Genomic DNA, 18,894 nt, shown 5'->3' on the forward strand with positions numbered 1-18,894 from the left:
TTAATTGGCCTCCTTTTTAGGTAAGAAATCATTTGTAAAGGCTTGTTTCGCATCAAACTCGCCCTCTAGTACATGATTGCTAGACATCCATTTTGCATAGTTTTCCCACACAGAAAGCTTTTGCTCTCCCCATTGCTTGGCATCATCCTGATATTTATCTGCCAGCCATTCCTGACTTTTATGCACTAGCTCTTTATCTAAATCTGGAGCTGCTTCGATTAAAATATCAGCCGCTTCACTTGGGTTTTCTATTGCGTATTCATAGCCTTTTGATGTAGCTGCAACAAAGGCTTTGACAACATCAGGGTTGTCCTGTAGCATTTTTTCATTCGTAGCTAGAACAGGTGTATAGTAATCCAATTGATCACTATAATCCGTTAGATACAGCATATTAATCTTTTCCCCACGCAGCTCAGCTTCAATCCCAGTCCATGCATAATAAATCCAAGCAAAATCAATGTCTTTTTCCATCATTGTGAAGAAATCTAAATCCCCTGCATTGACGATATCTAGCTTATTGATATCTGCCTTTTCTGTTTGCATTAATGATTGGAGAACGGCTTGCTCTAATGGCGCACCCCAACCACCATAAGTTTTACCTTCAAAATCCTTTGGCGATGTAATGCCTTTTGATGCAATAGAAGCAAAGCCAGATGTATTATGCTGAATAATCGCTGCGATAGAGACCAGCGGCACATCTTGTACACGCGCCTGTGTAATGCCTTCCTGATAGCTCACGCCAAACTCTGCCTTTCCAGAAGCAACAAGCTGATCTGCGCCCGCCTCACCAGGCATAATTATCTCAACATCTAAGCCCTGTTCCTCAAAATAACCGAGTTTTTTTGCGACATACAGACCTGTATGATTCGTATTCGGTGTCCAATCCAGTACCACAGACACCTTTTTCAGCTTGTCAGTCGCCTGCTTGTCCTCTTTTTCACTACAGCCCACTAAAGTCAAAAGTGCTGCCAATAGAATAAATAACCATTTTTTCATGCGAAAGCCTCCCAGTTTGTAATATGAAAGTGTTCATGAATGAATGTTGTCACCAGAAGAAAGCGTATACAAGGTTTTCAAGCTATCGCCTGAAAACATAAAAAAACGCCTAGGATTCCTCCCAGACGTATTACAATCATTCTTCAAAACTTTGCTTTTTTGAATAGATGTTCCCTACGCTGGTACGAGCCAAATCAGGTTCAAAGGGTCAGCGTCTATCGGACACAATCTCAGCTAGCAACTACTAGCCCCCCTACATTCTTTCGCTATGAACTTTTCGATGATTATTATACCCATAGTTACACTTAAATGACAAGGTGCTATTTTTGAATAGCGATTGTATTCAAGACAAAAGCCCAGCTCTCCTAAGAGACTGGGCATGATATTAGCTAGGTTTCTGTTCTTTTTTGGCTGTTAATACATGGGAAATCGCCCCATCTGTTGCAATATCCACTTTAAACGAACCGTTGGAATGGCGATCTGCACGAGACAATGCTTGTACAGCAATTACCTCTTGAACGCCTTTTTCGGTTTCAATCACAACCTGCTCCTCGTCTGTCGCTTGTATAACTGCTACAATTCGGTGAGGATTTGCTTTTAACTCTGTTAATACTTTTAGTCCACGTTTTGCACGACTTGCTACTTCAACTTCAGCGACATTCATTTTCTTCACGGCTCCACGCTGTGTCACAATCACTACATATTGTGTAACATCAGGCTGTAGCACATTGACACCAACTAAGGCTTCTCCATCTTTTAGCGTGATCCCTTTCACACCGCCTGTTTTCACACCTGTAACGGGTAGTTCCTCCATCGGGAAACGAATCGCATAGGCTGTATCCGTTGTTAGCATCAGTTCTACATCATCCGTCACAAACGATGCATAGATCATCGCATCACCAGCCTTGACGTTCATCGTTTTAATTGGCTTTGAATAACGTGTTACCGCATAGTCTGCGAGTGGTGAGCGCTTAATTTGACCATCTTTTGTGGCTGTGAAGACATACGTATTTGGCTGTTCAAATGTTTCGAAGCCATAAACCGCAATAATCGATTCATCTTCCCCTGTTGGGACAATACTGGAAATATGCTGGCCCAGGTCCTTCCAGCGTATGTCAGGAAGCTCATGAACAGGCTGATAAATATAATTACCACGATTTGTGAACAGCAATAGATGGTGCTGTGTATTTAAGTTTGCTTCATACAATAAATAATCCGAATCCTTCATGGCAAAATCTTGCCCATTTGAAGCGGCATGAGAACGTGTCGATGTACGTTTAATATAACCGTCCTTCGTCACTGTCACGACAACCTCTTCACTTGGCACAAGGACATCTAATGTAATTTTAATTTCTTCAATTTCTTGCTCAATCTTCGAGCGACGTGGCTCTGTAAAGCGTTTCTTAATGTCTAGCAATTCTTGTTTAATAACACGTACTAGCTTAGCTTCACTTTGTAGAATCCCCTCTAGCTTCGCAATTAACTTATTTAACTCGTCCTGTTCCTGACGAAGCTCTGTAATATCCGTATTCGTTAAACGGTATAATTGTAGGCTTACAATGGCCTCTGCTTGTACCTCTGTAAAATCAAACTTCGTTTGTAAATTAAGCTTCGCATCCTTCTTATCATTAGAAGAACGAATCGTCGCAATCACTTCATCTAAAATGGAAAGGGCTTTAATTAAGCCTTCTACAATATGAGAACGGTCCTTTGCCTTTTGTAAATCGTAAATGGAGCGGTTTGTCACTACTTCTTTTTGATGGGCGATATACGCGTCCAGCAATAATGGCAATGTCATCATCGTTGGGCGACGATTGTGGATGGCAATCATATTAAAATTATAAGCTACCTGTAAATCCGTTGTTTTAAACAAGTACTGTAAAATTCCTTGCCCTGGTACATCCTTTTTCAGCTCAATCACGACACGTAAGCCTGTACGGTCTGATTCATCTCGAATTTCCGCAATACCTTCTAGTCGTTTATCTACACGTTGCTCATCAATTTTTTTCACAAGATTCGCTTTATTTACATCGTATGGTAACTCCGTGATAACAATTTGCTCTTTACCACCCTTGATTGGTTCGACAACTGCTTGGGCACGGACAATGATTTTGCCGCGACCTGTTTCATACGCCTTTTTGATGCCGTCCACACCTTGAATGATACCACCAGTTGGGAAATCTGGCCCTTTAATCACCGTCATCAATTCATCTACACTAACATTAGGCTTGTCTAAGCGCATCAACACAGCATCCAGTACTTCATCTAAGGCATGTGGCGGAATATCCGTCGCATAACCAGCGGAAATCCCTGTAGAGCCGTTGACTAATAGGTTTGGAAAACGTGCTGGTAAAACGGTTGGCTCCATATCCTGGTCATCAAAGTTTGGCACAAACTCGACCGTTTTCTTGCCAATATCTCGTAGCATTTCAGCGGCAATAGCAGATAGTCTCGCCTCTGTATAACGCATCGCAGCTGGTGGATCACCATCGACCGAGCCATTGTTCCCGTGCATCTCAATGAGCATATGACGCGCCTTCCAGTCCTGACTCATACGGACCATCGCCTCATACACAGAGCTATCGCCGTGCGGATGATAGTTACCGATTACGTTACCCACTGTTTTTGCGGATTTACGGAACGGTTTATCGTTTGTATTGCCTTCTGTAAACATGGCATATAAAATACGGCGCTGTACTGGTTTAAGACCGTCACGTGCATCAGGCAACGCGCGGTCTTGAATAATATATTTACTATAGCGACCAAAACGGTCACCCATCACTTCTTCTAACGGTAAATCTTGAAACTTTTCTGTACTACTCATGCTTGGTCCTCCTCTTGTTGGATGAATTCATTCTCTAAAATGTTAGAATCATCCTCCATACCGAAGTCTACATTGGCTTCGATCCACTTACGACGTGGTTCTACCTTATCGCCCATTAACGTCGTGACACGTCTCTCTGCACGTGCACCATCCTCGATTGTGACACGAATCAACGTCCGTGTTTCAGGGTTCATCGTTGTGTCCCATAGTTGGTCTGCATTCATCTCACCAAGACCTTTATAGCGCTGTAATATGTAACCCTTTCCAACCTTTTTGATGGCCTTTTGTAAATCACTTTCTGTCCAAGCATATTCAATGACTTCTTTTTTCCCAGTACCCCTCGAGACTTTATAAAGCGGCGGTAGCGCGATATAGACTTTTCCTGCTTCAATCAGTGGACGCATATAACGATAGAAGAATGTTAATAGCAAGACTTGAATATGTGCCCCGTCCGTATCCGCATCGGTCATAATCACTACTTTATCGTAGGCGGAATCCTCCACCGCAAAATCCGTTCCAACACCTGCCCCAATCGCATGGATAATCGTTGAAATTTCTTCGTTTTTCATAATGTCCTGTAGCTTGGCTTTTTCTGTGTTGATTACTTTCCCACGCAATGGCAGAATCGCTTGGAATGTACGATCACGGCCTTGTTTGGCAGAACCTCCTGCAGAATCACCCTCGACTAAATACAGCTCATTTTTTGACGCATTGCGTGACTGAGCTGGCGTTAATTTTCCTGATAGAATCGTACTACCCTTTTTGTTTTTCTTCCCATTTCGTGCATCCTCACGCGCTTTACGAGCCGCTTCACGTACTTGCTGCGCTCGAATCGCTTTACGGACAAGGGAAGCCGATAACTCCGCATTTTCCTCTAGCACATACAAAATTTGCTCAGACACCACACTATCAACTGCAGAACGAGCCTCACTTGTACCAAGCTTGCCCTTTGTTTGACCTTCAAATTGTAGTAAGTGCTCTGGGATACGAACAGACACAATGGCCGCTAAGCCCTCACGAATATCTGTCCCCTCAAGGTTTTTATCCTTGTCCTTTAACAAGCCAATTTTTCTTGCATATTCATTAAAGACACGTGTCAATGCTGCTTTTGCACCCGTTTCATGTGTACCACCATCACGTGTACGAACATTATTAACAAATGATAAGATCGTTTCCGAATAACCATCGTTATACTGGAAAGCGAACTCTACTTCGATATCATCTTGTATACCTTCTACATATTTCACTGGATGAAGGACATCTTTTTCCTCATTCAAATACGCAACGAAAGCTTCAATGCCATTCTCATAAAAGAACACATCATTTTTGCCTTCCTCGCGCTCATCGATTAATTCAATTTTTAAACCTTTTAATAAAAAGGCTGATTCACGTAATCGTTCTGCTAACGTATCATAATTGAATTTTGTGACAGAGAAGATCGTTTCATCTGGTAGGAAATGGACAAGTGTTCCTGTCTGCTTGGTTTGACCAATATTTTCAAGCGTTGTGACAGGCTGTCCCCCGTGCTCAAAGCGCTGACGATATTTTTTGCCATCACGATGAATCGTCACCTCTAAAAATGTTGAGAGCGCATTCACAACAGAAGAACCAACACCATGTAAACCACCACTTGTTTTATAGCCACCTTGACCAAATTTACCGCCAGCGTGTAACACCGTAAAAATAATTTCTGGTGTCGGTTTGCCCATTTTATGCATACCGGTTGGCATCCCACGGCCAAAGTCGCGCACACTCATACTTTGATCTTTATGAATTGTGACAATAATATGAGATCCAAAGCCAGCCAGTGCTTCATCCACCGCATTATCTACGATTTCATACACAAGGTGATGAAGTCCACGGCCATCCGTCGAACCGATATACATGCCAGGTCGTTTGCGCACCGCTTCTAATCCTTCCAATACTTGTATAGCGTCATCATTATAGACGCTAGTTGACTGTTTATTCGTCAAAAAAATTCCCCTCCAAAAACAAACGCATGTTCTATTTATGTTCTCATCCTAATAATAATAGCATTTCCTGTCAATAGCTAGCGACAGGTCCAATAATTTTAATAATTTGCTCACAGTTTTGATCATATTTCTAAATAGTAAACATCTTCAACAGTTGCTTAAAATTGGTATTCAAGCAAGGCAGACTGCTTCTAGCTTCCATCAACATTGGACGCATCGAAGCCTATATAGTTGCAAAATAAATTTGTGTTGCTTGCAGATGGAAGCACTACTACGTACCTTGTGATGAAACTGGATAAAGTTAGACTTCTATTCTACCAAAGGAATGAGCGATTGACAAAATTGCCTTTTTGCCTATATTTTTAAAAAGGTTTTTTCACTTCTTACAAACTTATGTCTAAAAGCCTAGCCCTCGCTAATAGGTTCTCTTTTGTATTGAATTCAAGGCTTCGTATGAAATCTCCTTCATATCATTGTAGATTAGCAAGAAAAAGTGTAAAATACTTGTTACAAACTATTAGTACCAAGTGATGGACTATGAATGAAAGGAGTCCAGCTATGATCAATGGACTTATTATTTTATGCGCTTATCTAATCGGCTCTATACCTTCTGGATTATGGATAGGCAAAATTTTTTATAATACCGATATTCGTGAACACGGGAGCGGTAATCTTGGTGCGACCAATACTTTTCGAACGTTAGGGAAGAAGGCAGGTATTGTTGTTACGGTGATGGATGTCTTAAAAGGGACAGCCGCTGTCTTACTCGTGACACTTCCCGTTTTCTCTGACAGTACACTCCATTCTTTATTACTTGGTCTTGTCGCTGTGATCGGTCATATGTTTCCGATCTTCGCCAACTTCCGAGGTGGGAAAGCCGTGGCAACTTCTGCGGGTGTATTATTAGGCTATTCTTGGCCTCTCTTTGTCCTACTATTTATTACCTTTATTGTGACATTAAAAATCACAAAAATCGTTAGCTTAACATCGATGATAGCCGCTTTAGTAGCGCTTATTTATGCAATCGTTTATTATTTTATTACAGGTGACTTTGCATTAGGCATCTTGGTAGCCTTTTTATTTACCTTTATTGTTTATCGCCACCGTGCCAATATTGCACGTATTAAAAACGGCACCGAACCAAAGGTAAAATGGCTGTAGGAAGAGAGGAGCATTTGAAATGAACATTGCATTGACAGATGAAGCCCTACAATGGTTCAAACATGAAATGGAAGTTGAACCTGGCGATACAATTCGCTTTTATGCACGCTACGGTGGCTCTAGTCCGTTTCATGAAGGCTTTTCACTCGGCATGACACGTGAGGAACCCATTGCCATAGGTGTGCAGACAGTAATTGATGACGTCATCTATTACATTGACGAGAAAGATCTTTGGTTCTTTAACGATCACAATTTACATGTTGACGTTGATACAAGTAAAGATGAATTACAATACGACTATCGTACATAAAACAAGTCTATCCTTTCAGCCCATGAAAGGATAGACTGTTTTTTTATTTAGTACAGAACAATTTTCCGAGACAACTTGAAAAACCCGCATACGATTGTTGCACAGTACGTGATTTAACCGCAATTTGCTAATTTTTCATCCCCTTTTCGTTTATCTCTCAAAAAAATTGTCCACTCTAATGATAATGAACGTCCATTTGAGGAGGAAAACATATGTCCATGTCCAACAATATCGAGACCTCCCCATCCCATACAACGAACGATTTGTTGTATACTTCCCTATCTAAAAATATAAAAATCATTCAACAGTCGCTAGGGCATAGTAATGATATTATCATACGCGAAATTACGATTGGAGAAGCGGTTCCCCATAACCTCGCTATTATTTCCATCGATGGCTTATCGGATAAAACCACTATTTCTGATTCTGTTATCGATAAACTGATGGCAAATATTGAAGAAGAACAAGATATTGAGATAACAACGATTAACCAATATGTACGGAATTCCTATCTAACAGTAGGCGATGTGACGAATATCGAGCATTTTACAACACTCTACAATGCCATCCTCAATGGTGAAACGGTTATTTTATTAGACGGTTTTGCTGAGGGGATTGTGACAAGTACCAGAAGTGCCAAGGATCGAGCTGTCACAGAGCCATCGACTGAATCTGTTATTCGCGGACCGAGGGAATCCTTTACCGAAACCATACGTACCAATACTGCGCTCATCCGTCGCAAAATAAAAAGTCCCAATCTCTGGATAAAGTCACGCGTTATCGGTGATGTGACACAAACAGATGTGGCGGTGATGTATATAAATGGCATCGCCAGTGACAAAATTGTCGCAGAGGTATTAGCTCGATTAGACCGCATTAATATCGACGGCATACTGGAAAGCGGCTATATAGAGGATTTTATTCAGGATTCAAAAAATTCTATGTTTCCAACCATCTACAACTCCGAACGTCCTGATGTCATCGCAGGTGAATTATTAGATGGCAAAGTGGCGATTCTCGTTGATGGCACACCTTTTGTTTTAGTTGTACCAGCGTTATTTACATCCTTTTTACAATCAGCAGAAGATTATTATCAGCATTGGATGATTAGCTCACTTGTACGTATCTTGCGTTTTTTTGGTATCAGTCTAGCGTTAGTAGCACCGTCTTTGTATGTTGCAATTACCACCTTTCACCAAGAAATGCTACCAACACCTATGTTGATTAGTATTGCATCGCAAAGAGAAGGTGTACCCTTCCCTGCTGTTGTCGAAGCCCTTATTATGGAGATTGCCTTTGAGGTACTAAGGGAAGCTGGGCTACGGATGCCTAGAACAATCGGGCCAGCTGTGTCCATTGTAGGGACATTAGTTATTGGTCAGGCAGCAGTTGATGCAGGCGTTGTTTCGGCTGTAATGGTCATTATTGTGGCCTTAACGGCGATTTGTAGCTTCCTATTCCCTGCTTATGGCTTATCGAATACCATTCGTGTGCTACGTTTTCCATTAATGATTTTAGCTGCTATGTTTGGTTTATTTGGTGTCATGTTTGGCATTATGGTCATTATTCTTCATTTATGTAGCATTCGATCATTTGGTGTACCTTATTTAAGCCCTTTTGCACCGTTAATATTACAGGATCAGAAGGATGCCTTTGTGCTGTTTCCGCGTAGAAAGTTACTTACACGACCTCGTTTAGTCAATCAAAAAAATATTGTTAGAGGCCATAACTATGTCAATGTAAAAGGAAGGAAATAACTACTGGATAAATGAGGAATGGAATATGGCAAAAATAAAATGGATTTGCTTACTATGTATCCTCACTTTACTGTTAAGTGGTTGCTGGAGTAAGCGTGAATTAAATGAACTAGCCATTGTCGTAGCACTGGGCATTGACAAAATAGACGAAGAATATGAAATTACGGTTCAAATTGTCGATCCTAGTGAAGTTTCAGTGCGACAAGCTTCCACTCAGCGCTCTCCTGTTGTTAGCTATCATTCTAGAGGCGAAACCATCTTTGAGGCCATTCGAAAAATGACGACCCTTGCTGCACGAAAGCCTTATTTTGCCCATCTTCAAGTGGTTGTTTTAGGAGAAGATCTCGCGAAAGAAGGAATCAGTGATGCACTCGATTTAATTGTAAGGGACCATGAATTTCGTAAGGATTTCGATGTCATTATGTCTCATGAAGCGACAGCGAAGGAAGTATTAAATGTATTAACACCCATCGAAAAGGTTCCAGCTAATAAAATGTTAAATTCCCTCGATGTCTCTGAGAGAGCTTGGGGCTCCACAATAGCAGTTAATATTGATGAATTAGTCAATACATTAAGCAACAAGCATAAAGGGGCGTTAATTTCTGCTATTGAAGTTCATGGCGATAAGAAATTAGGGGTAGATCAAACAAATGTGCAACGTGTTAAAACACCTGTGCTGTTACAATATGCGGGCTTAGCAGTCTTTAAAGGGGATAAATATATGGGGCTGCTATCCGAGGGTGAAAGCAAAGGCATTAGCTTTCTTAACGACAAAATTCAAAGTACGATTGAAATCATCGCCTGTCCTAATAAAGGGACTTTATCTACGGAAATCACCCAATCCACTACAAAAGTGAAAGGGTCATTTAAAAATGGGAAGCCGAAAATCGATGTTCATATTAATGTTGAGCAGAATGTTGGAGAGGTCGAATGTGATATCAATCTCACCAAAAATAAATCGATTGATTACGTTAATAAAAAAACAGCCCAGGGTATCGATGAACGCATTGAAAAAACATTAGAGATAATGCAACAGCAATATGAAATCGATGTTTTTGGTTTTGGTGATGCCCTACATCGTGCAGATGCAAAGCAGTGGGGAAAAATCAAGGATGAGTGGGCTTCCCTCTTTCCCGATTTGCCAGTGGCTGTTCACGTGAAGGTAACAACACAAGGATTGGGTACGATGCAAAATTCATTATTAAACAAGCCAAAGGAGGAGTAATGAAATGGTGCTAGCTGTAGCTATCTTGATCATCTCAATCATCGTTGCACTTCTATTTATTCCAAAGTTCAAAAAGCAACAGGATAAAAAAACCATTATTGTCTTCTCCTTTTTGCTACTCATTGGAACTGCTTTAAATATGGCCATTGCCCTGAAAGTCCATATTCCAAGCCCATTAGATTTAATTACCTTTATCTTCACACCAATTAAGGATTACATTGTGTCATTCACAAAATAAAAAGATGGACTGAGAAACGGAGGGTAGCTAGATGGAAAAAGAGATCATTAGTTCAAGACAGTTTACAATCGTTACCTTCCTCTATTCTATCGGTACAGCAATTTTAATTATCCCTTCAAGTATTACGGGCGCTGCTAAGCAAGATGCTTGGGTTGCAGCAAGCATTGGTGTTGTGCTTAGTTTACTGGTCATAAAGTTATTCTTAACACTTGCCAATCAAACACCCTCTCTTAATTTTATAGAGGCGAATGAAAAAATTCTTGGTCGTTTTTTTGGGAAAATCACAGCCATTTGCTTTCTCATTCTCACCTTTTTCTCCACTGGAGAGTTACTTTATTTTATTGGTATTTTTATGAAAACCGAAGTTATGCCAGAAACACCGACATTAGCATTCGCCCTACTGTTCAGTATCATTATTATGTATGCCGCGTATCTAGGGATAGAGACGTTTGCCCGTTCAGCAGAAATTCTCTTTCCGTTGTTTATCTTTATCTTTATTTTTTTCGTCGTTTGTATTACCCCTCAAATTACATTTGAGAATATTCAGCCTCTACTAGAAGCAACCAAAACATCTATGTTTTATAGTATTGCACGCTTTATGAGTATCTTTTCCTTTCCATTACTCGTGTTATTGATGCTATATCCCGCTGGCGTCAATGTACAGCCATCTGCACAGAAAGGGCTATATATTGGGACCATCCTTGGTGGTGTCGTCTTAATTACGTTGATTGTCCTATCGATTCTTGTCTTAGGGCCTGAAAACACAGCATCTAGGACATTTCCCAGCTATGCCTTAGCGCAAAGAATATCCATAGGGAATTTTTTGCAGCGTATTGAAATTATTATGGCATTTATGTGGATTTCGTCTATTTATATTCGCACATTTATGTATTTCTATACGACCGTTGTTGGCCTTGCCCAAATTTTGAAGATCAAGGATCATCGTCCGCTTATTTTACCGATGGGCATCATTATCATTGGACTTTCTCAAATTGTTCATCCAGATATTGTGCATTCTACTAATTATAATAATGAAATTTGGCCTATCTTTTCCTTTATCTTCACCATTTTATTACCCATACTTTTGTTGATTGTGGCAGTTATTCGAAATCGTAAATCTAAGGCTCAAAATACCGAAACACCCCAACAGGATACAACGAAGGAAAATCAAAAAGTCTAATTTCTTCTACGTTTAGAAAAGAAATTAGACTTTTTATTAATTAGATATGATATTCGATTTCATCTACAAAATCCCATTCGTATGGTGTTTCTTGGTAGACATAGTAGTTCAACCAGTTAGAGAATAATAAATGCGTATGGGCACGCCATGTATTCATCGGCTCTTGTTTCGGATCATCATTCGGGAAGTAATTCACAGGAACATCGATATCTATGCCCTTCGCCACATCACGGCTATATTCATCGGCTAGTGTTGTCGCATCATACTCCAGATGCCCCGTAATCATAATATTTTTATTATCTTTTGATTGTACGATGAATACCCCTGCATCCTCTGAATAGGATAATAATCGTAGGTCTGGATGATTGCGAACCTCGTCAATGGAAACAGATGTATAGCGAGAATGAGGCGCAGTAAATAAATCGCTAAAGCCGCGCACTAAATCCACCGTTAAATCTGTAATTACATGGGAATAGACGCCTGAGCATTTAGCAGCAAGCTCGACCTTTCCAATGCCATAATGGTGATACAATGCAGCCTGTGCCCCCCAACATATATGTAGCACGGATGTCACATTCTTTTTAGACCAATCCATAATTTCTGAAATTTCCTGCCAATAGTTGACATCTTCAAATGCCATTTTTTCTACAGGTGCCCCAGTAATAATCATGCCATCATAGCGTCGGTGACGAATTTGGTTGAACGTTGTGTAAAATAGCTGCAAATGAGATTTACTCACATTTTTCGACTCATGTGTGGCCGTATTTAAAAAGGTAATATTCACCTGCAGTGGTGTATTCCCTAATAAACGTAGTAATTGAAGCTCTGTTTTTTCTTTTTCAGGCATTAAATTTAGTATTAATATATTTAATGGACGGATTTGCTGTGTTTTCGCTCGATCCTCTTCCATGACGAAGATTTTTTCCTCACGTAAATGTTCTCCAGCTGGTAAATTTTTCGGAATATTAATTGGCATCTTGCTTTCCCCTCTCTATAATCACTCTCTTTTTTTAGCAAACCTTGCTTGCAAAGAATGCAACTAAATTAAAAAATCCTCCTCATTCCATACGAGATAGAATGAGAAGGATTTTTTCACGTCCACTCTTATCTCTCAAAGGAAAAAATCCTTTGCTGGAATTAGCACCTTTCTAACAATTGTTAGAGGTTGCTGAAGCGTCATCGGGCCAAATCCCTCAGCTTCTCTTGATAAGATTATTTAATTATCTTGAATTGTAACACGAACTAGTTAGAATATCAATAATTCATAGAATATTTTGTGATTCATGTGCATGTTCCTTGCTCATTTGATGTACACTAAGCTTGCTATATGTGGTGTTTCTACATTTAAAATTTATGGTAAACATGCCGTAATTATGAAATATTGTATGAATCTAACTAGTTTTAGTATGGGAGTATTACATTTGCCTATTTGTTTATTCCACTTCTTATAAAATCTATGTAATCTTCATTATAACTCATACTTCTGAAAAAAAGAAGTGTATATAAATAAATTAAGTTAAAATTTTTAATTTAAGTAAAAAAAGGATATTTATTTCATGAAAGAAAAAAAGACTACAGCAAAATACTGTAGTCATTTCATTTCTATTCCACAAAAAGGAAAGAAGTTGAAACAGTGAAAATTAAGCACATTATCCATTTAATAGTAACGCCTATAAATATCAAAATCAATCAATTTTATTAAATAAACAACCTAATCATTTTAGTGTAGATTGTTTGTGTAATATCACTGTAAACTTCCTATACCAAAGATTAATTTCTTTGATAATTTGCTCATACTTCGGTGTTCCTGATTTTAATTCAGATATTTTTGTCTCATAAAACGGAACTTCAATAATAGGATTTGAAATATTATTTACCACAATTTCAAGTTTTATATCCTTAATAGTTTCTTTAGACTTTGTTTGTCCACTCAATCCACCTATTAATGCACCAACACCACCCGCTAATACGCCACCAACTAATGCACCGCCTACCTGTGATACCCTAGACGTTGACGTTACTGTATTAGAGTTAGAAATAACTTTTACCTCTATAATTTCTTGAAATTTTATTTTTTGTACATCAGGTTGCCTGTACTCTTTCGATAATTTAGGTATTTTCACAATGATTACTTCTTCTGTAATTTCATTAATTGAAAGTACCATCCTATCAACTAATAAATCACGACTTGACCAGTAAGCATCATCTTTTATACCAACTTCATCAAGCGTCATTCTTATATTATTTTCTATCTCTTTAACTTCATTTTTCCCCTTAGAAAATATTGTGATATACCATATAATAAATAAAATTATTAAAATTACCAATAATATTAATGGCCACATTTAATCTAACACCCCATATTATCTATTTTAGTTACATATTACTAATAAAAGAGGTATAAGGGAACAACTATTTTTATGGGCGTGTGAAATATGATAAGGTAGCAAGCGAAATAAAAAGTTTGGGGTATCGTGCATTTGTCAACGTTTTTCTAATCTTATATTGATAATTCCCTTTTTACTGTAATCTACGTCAATAATACGATAAGTTGTGTCATAAATTGTCACATCACCATAAGGATTTTCATTCAATTTAAAATTTTTACGGCTTGCGTCAGTGTCTCTAACTATAATTTGATAAATAGGTTTAGTTAGATTAATGCTATCATTGGTTGTATACGTCATGTCTTTGTATCGTAAAATACATGGTATCTCCCCAACTTTTACTTGTTGTTCTTCGTAAACGGGTCTACCTAAAGCATCTTTGCCGATTAAAACTTTTTCTGTTTTCCACTCGACAATCAAATAGTTGCAATACTCTAACGTTGCCTTGTATTTACCACCACGCATTGTTAAAACGTCTGACGTAACCATATAGACGTTGTTAGGATTATTGATAGTTGTATAGTCCCCGCAATTAAAAACGTCTAATGAATGAATATGAAACGTAGAGTTAGGTGAAAATGTAGCGTTACTAATTACGGCATTGATCGTAAATGGATTTTTCTCATACATATTAAATTGGTATGGTGATTGGATAGCTTTTATCGTATGTTGAATTAATTTATCATCAAATAATTCCATTTAATCACCTCTCAATTGTATAAAAGGAATGTGCTGCTACTATTATTGCTTACTTTAATCTGTCTAATCTTATTGTCTAGTTGGTCTATACGTTTCATTATGTTGTCACTGAACTCACTGACCGTCATATCATCAAGTTTAATAGCCTTCATCATTGTAGGGTTGTTAGCCAGTCCTTCTAACACTGATAGAGCAGTAGCATAGATACCTTTCAAGTTAGACGTATCATCTGTATTATATTGTGCAGTCGCTTGTAGTCCGTTTTCTGCAAGGTATACGGTAAGTTGTGTATCATCTAATTCAATACCATTTATGTCCATCTTTAATCGCTGTAAGTTTGTAATATTCATGCTCTCATCCTTTCATTATTCAACATTTTATACACTGTTTTATACTGCATAAATAATCAATTTGTACGACTCATATATAAACACCCCACAAACGTTGATATATCAATAACTGCCCATAATCTATCTTATGTAAACTAAAACTAATTTTATCACCACAAACCATTGGTACTACTGCATTTATTCAACTTCTCAATAGTTAGATTTGATGGTGATATAGTTGTTACCTTTATTGTATAACAGTGAATAAATATGAATCGTATTATTCCCTTCTTAACATAATCTACAATTAAATAAAAAGGTTACGAAAAGTAAGTGATATTTTTTTATTCAACTATATTTCAAGGTTAATCATTGTTTTTTTATATTCAAGCGAGGACTGATGTGTACGTGTACGTGTATTTTTCATATAACAGCGTGTGCAAAATGTAGCATATACACTTCAAAGTATATTCCCTTGACACTACTACATTTCATAACAACTCGCACACTACCATTCCTCACTTCTACATACTACACTTCTATATCAATACGTATTATTCATTTATAACTAAACTGTACCAACTGTATCATTACTATTATGTACATCATACTCTACACCTTTTAAACGACTCATCTCTCTCATCTTGTCATTAACGTATGGTGACTGTTCAATAATCGTCTCCAATGAAATAGCGTTCATATCGAATTGAGTTTTCATATTATCTAGGATTTCCTTATGATTGCTTGGAGTATTGTATTGGAAATTAAACTCAAGTGACACCATCTCATCATCTGATACTGCAATACCTTTATATTTCAATAAACACTGCACCTTTTCCCATCGTTGATAGAAACCTTCTCTGAGATAAGTTTCGTTTACCCCTGCTTGTGTATCCGCTAATGAGAATAAAAGTTTTATACTGACCTCTGACAAGTTACTAATATCCGTCTTATTCATACTGACTGCAGGTGTACTAGAGACATCAAGGAGCGTTTGAGTAAGCGTCTTATAAACTAAATCAAATGACTTACTATCTAATGATCCATTTACAAGTTTGAAGTCACTACCATCATCCAATGTTAATCCTGCTCCAACAATTTCAGACGGAATAGAGGCATTAGTAAGTTGTTGACCTGTTACAACTGGAATAGGATTTATAAACTTATACATGCTATCAATATACTTGCTCAACACATCTTCCATGTTATCTAGAATGTTTTGATAATCATCTAATTCTGATTTACCAATACGATCACTTAATTCATGTAAAGTTTTATAATGAATAGGTAGACCGCCCAAAGATGGACTCTCCCCAACCTTAGTAATCTTTCCACCTTCATTAGACCATTCCTGCACACTAACATCTGTATATAAGTTATAATAAGTGATTCCATCAAAGGTATAATGCTCTATAAAGGCGATCATCTCGTTATAGTTGTTATACACTGGGATACCATTATCAGCAGAAATCAATTTAGATTTAATTCTACCGTTACCATCAATATATAAATACTCTGATACTTCACCAAACTTAAGTAGCTGTAATAGAATTTGTACATTTACATCATCAAAGCGACCTAACTTATTCACCTTATTAAACTCTTTGACCATTGACTCATCACCTATCAAATTGACAGGATTTTTAAGTAAATATTGTGCTTTAAAATTTAGTATTGTCTTTGCCAACTGAATTACAATACGTCTTGGCTCTACTGTTTCACCGTTATATTTATAATTAGGACGCTTCAAAATATCATGTTCACCGTTCAAATAGTCCTTAATTTGACTTACATTTAATATACGGCTCTGATTCTCATACGATGTAGCTTCATCAACAAACCATGTACTCTTACCTTTATATTTTGCATTTATATATTGCTCAAGATTCAAAATTAATCATCTCCTTATATTAATTGTGGTCACACAGAGTGACCGAGTTTTTCCATAATAAAAAGCCACACTCCCAAAAGTAGGAATGTGACTCTAAAATTTTAATTCAATACTATGTTTCATTTTTTTGATTCATTATATGTAATCGTTACTGTACCTCGATATAATGCTCCTGTTGGTACTATGTTGCTTTTAACATCAATAATCGTATGTCCTTCGTTTTGTAACTTCTCTAATACAACATTTGTTGCATTCTCAATGTCTAATACATATCCCAATTCTTGAACTAATTTAATTTTTGTCATATTATATCTTCCTCTCCTTAATTAAATTATGTTAAATATACCATTTATTAGCCCTCATGCCAACAACACTTAATGCGGCAGCAATAACTAAATCATCATGATTCTTTTCTGTATTCCCTCGCTTATTCCCTAATTTCCCACTGTTCTCAATGAACATTTGCATCTGCTGTAAAAGTTGCTTACATTCAATATTGATTAAGCCCTTCTCAAATTGCTCTTTAAAGTCAGAAATGAAAATTGCTTTATTTGATTGAGTAGTAGTCCAACCTAGTTGAAGTTTCTTCTTACCTCTCTCATCAAACATTTTTTGCTTATACATATTTTCATATCCACATTCTTTACGTAGCCGTTCAATTACAGGTAAACCATAACTATTTCTCTCAACAACTAAAAAAGCGTAGTTATACCAACGCCCTAACTCGTTAATCAACTCCGCAAATTCATAAACTGCTATTTTATTTGATTCAAATGTTAATACTTGCTGTCCATCATCATCAAAGCCTACAATTGTAGATGAGTCATTATTTCCACCTGATCCACTGGCTGTATCTACTCCAAAGTAATATTTTTTGCCCACTTTAGGGTAATCGAACAATACAATTCCCTTACTTGCCCATTGTCGAATCGTCTCAGGTAAGTTTGAGCGTACTTCATTTTTATCAATTTGCTCTTTTGCATAAGATAAACGTTGTAATACCTTAGTTTGATTGAATACACTATTACCTGTCGAAATAAATGATTCTAATGGATTGGAAGGATACTCCTGATAAAAGTCACTCTCTGAATCAAGGTCTAACATCTTCCATCTTCGCCATGTCAATTGAGTAAGTGTAGCACCTAACTTATGTAATGCTTGTTCTTCCTCATCTAAGTCATTTTCAGTTAACTTTTCACCATTATTATTAGCCTTATACCATTCAACAGCTTCCATATAATCATGTGCAAATTGTTTAGCGTATAATTTGTGATAGAAAGGTACAAAATAGGCAACATACTTAGATTTATTCTTCATGGCTTGCATGTATAGACGATAGAAATGATTTCCTGTACCATTAGACGTTGTTTCAATTGTTAATTGACTCTCACTACCTTTTGCAAGTGACTGTTCTACGCTCAATAATTGCTTTTCTTGATTGCCATAAAAGGCAAATTCAGATAAATGGATATAAGTATAAGTTGATCCACGCCCTACATCTTTATTACCTGCTGTTACAGATTTAATTTTAGAGCCGTTTGAGAATACAAGTTCATCTCGATTGTCCCTTTTAACCTTTGCGAACAAGTCAGGATACCTATCTCTAGGTATGTAATCGTTCATCTGTTTCAACTTCTCGAATAAAGCCTTTGCACTATCTAATTTATATGAAACGATTAATATATTTTCATTTTCTTTGGTTAATGCTCTCCATAATGCACGACCTAATGTGAATGTAGAAATACCAGATTGCCTTGCTTTACCTACAATAATAAATCTGTTCCGCAGCATTAATTCTTCAATTTCTAATTGAGCATCGTTTAAGTCAAATTTGACGATATCATTGTTATTATCTGTTATGTATATAAAATTTTTCGCAAACAATGGGAAACTATCAAAAACTTTTTTTATCTTTGCATCCATC

General features: G+C 37.5%; 16 protein-coding genes and 2 riboswitches. Of the genes, 6 read left to right on the forward strand and 10 right to left on the reverse strand.

Translation table 11 applies throughout. From position 1 onward, the window contains the following. The 3 genes from MHB65_RS12920 to parE all read right to left on the reverse strand — a co-directional run bounded on the left by MHB65_RS12920 (window position 1) and on the right by parE (window position 5,793). A complete protein-coding gene (locus MHB65_RS12920; protein ID WP_342440596.1) occupies window positions 1-996 on the reverse strand; it encodes an ABC transporter substrate-binding protein in 996 nt (331 codons plus the stop codon). A 154-nt stretch (window positions 997-1,150) separates the two neighbouring features. Further along, window positions 1,151-1,261, reverse strand: a riboswitch (TPP riboswitch). Window positions 1,262-1,381: 120 nt separating this feature from the next. Next, window positions 1,382-3,820, reverse strand: coding sequence for a DNA topoisomerase IV subunit A (gene parC / locus MHB65_RS12925; RefSeq protein WP_342440597.1), 2,439 nt, complete (start codon window positions 3,818-3,820; stop codon window positions 1,382-1,384). Continuing rightward, on the reverse strand, window positions 3,817-5,793 hold the full coding sequence (gene parE, locus MHB65_RS12930; protein WP_205443697.1) for a DNA topoisomerase IV subunit B: 1,977 nt from the start codon (window positions 5,791-5,793) through the stop codon (window positions 3,817-3,819). Before parE ends, parC begins: the two co-directional genes overlap by 4 nt. 558 nt (window positions 5,794-6,351) lie before the next feature. Between parE and plsY the strand changes: the two genes are divergently transcribed. The 6 genes from plsY to MHB65_RS12960 all read left to right on the forward strand — a co-directional run bounded on the left by plsY (window position 6,352) and on the right by MHB65_RS12960 (window position 11,664). Next, window positions 6,352-6,954: a glycerol-3-phosphate 1-O-acyltransferase PlsY gene (gene plsY / locus MHB65_RS12935; RefSeq protein ID WP_205443698.1), complete on the forward strand. Its 603-nt coding sequence runs from the start codon at window positions 6,352-6,354 to the stop codon at window positions 6,952-6,954. A 19-nt stretch (window positions 6,955-6,973) separates the two neighbouring features. Then, window positions 6,974-7,264: a HesB/YadR/YfhF family protein gene (locus MHB65_RS12940; protein ID WP_205443699.1), complete on the forward strand. Its 291-nt coding sequence runs from the start codon at window positions 6,974-6,976 to the stop codon at window positions 7,262-7,264. Window positions 7,265-7,476: 212 nt separating this feature from the next. After that, the gene (locus tag MHB65_RS12945; protein WP_342440598.1) at window positions 7,477-9,021 is read left to right on the forward strand and encodes a spore germination protein; all 1,545 of its coding nucleotides are present in this window, start codon (window positions 7,477-7,479) and stop codon (window positions 9,019-9,021) included. 25 nt (window positions 9,022-9,046) lie between these two features. Further along, window positions 9,047-10,246 (forward strand): Ger(x)C family spore germination protein, encoded by a 1,200-nt coding sequence (locus tag MHB65_RS12950; protein ID WP_342440599.1) that lies wholly within the window; start codon window positions 9,047-9,049, stop codon window positions 10,244-10,246. Window positions 10,247-10,250: 4 nt separating this feature from the next. Next, entirely contained in the window at window positions 10,251-10,484 is a 234-nt protein-coding gene (locus tag MHB65_RS12955; protein WP_342440600.1) for a hypothetical protein, read from the forward strand. 31 nt (window positions 10,485-10,515) lie between these two features. Further along, on the forward strand, window positions 10,516-11,664 hold the full coding sequence (locus MHB65_RS12960) for an endospore germination permease (RefSeq protein ID WP_342440601.1): 1,149 nt from the start codon (window positions 10,516-10,518) through the stop codon (window positions 11,662-11,664). Between the two features lie 40 nt (window positions 11,665-11,704). Here MHB65_RS12960 and metA read toward each other — a convergent pair whose 3' ends face one another. The 7 genes from metA to MHB65_RS12995 form a co-directional block, all read right to left on the reverse strand. Then, window positions 11,705-12,640, reverse strand: a complete 936-nt coding sequence (metA, locus tag MHB65_RS12965; RefSeq protein WP_205443704.1) for a homoserine O-succinyltransferase — start codon at window positions 12,638-12,640, stop codon at window positions 11,705-11,707. Window positions 12,641-12,765: 125 nt separating this feature from the next. Beyond that, a riboswitch (SAM riboswitch) is annotated at window positions 12,766-12,877 on the reverse strand. 502 nt (window positions 12,878-13,379) lie between these two features. Next, window positions 13,380-14,009 carry a hypothetical protein gene (locus MHB65_RS12970; protein WP_333004303.1) on the reverse strand — a complete coding sequence of 210 codons (630 nt, stop codon included), beginning with the start codon at window positions 14,007-14,009 and terminating at the stop codon, window positions 13,380-13,382. Window positions 14,010-14,147: 138 nt separating this feature from the next. Further along, entirely contained in the window at window positions 14,148-14,750 is a 603-nt protein-coding gene (locus MHB65_RS12975) for a hypothetical protein (protein WP_342440602.1), read from the reverse strand. Between the two features lie 11 nt (window positions 14,751-14,761). Then, a complete protein-coding gene (locus tag MHB65_RS12980; protein ID WP_342440603.1) occupies window positions 14,762-15,100 on the reverse strand; it encodes a hypothetical protein in 339 nt (112 codons plus the stop codon). A 547-nt stretch (window positions 15,101-15,647) separates the two neighbouring features. Next, the gene (locus MHB65_RS12985; protein ID WP_342440604.1) at window positions 15,648-16,970 is read right to left on the reverse strand and encodes a phage portal protein; all 1,323 of its coding nucleotides are present in this window, start codon (window positions 16,968-16,970) and stop codon (window positions 15,648-15,650) included. A gap of 119 nt (window positions 16,971-17,089) precedes the next feature. Then, window positions 17,090-17,275 carry a hypothetical protein gene (locus MHB65_RS12990; protein WP_342440605.1) on the reverse strand — a complete coding sequence of 62 codons (186 nt, stop codon included), beginning with the start codon at window positions 17,273-17,275 and terminating at the stop codon, window positions 17,090-17,092. A 31-nt stretch (window positions 17,276-17,306) separates the two neighbouring features. Next, window positions 17,307-18,893 carry a terminase family protein gene (locus MHB65_RS12995; RefSeq protein WP_342440606.1) on the reverse strand — a complete coding sequence of 529 codons (1,587 nt, stop codon included), beginning with the start codon at window positions 18,891-18,893 and terminating at the stop codon, window positions 17,307-17,309. Between the last annotated feature and the right edge of the window lies 1 nt (window position 18,894).

The sequence above is a fragment of the Lysinibacillus sp. FSL K6-0075 genome, assembly GCF_038592945.1.
GTDB lineage: Bacteria > Bacillota > Bacilli > Bacillales_A > Planococcaceae > Lysinibacillus > Lysinibacillus fusiformis_F.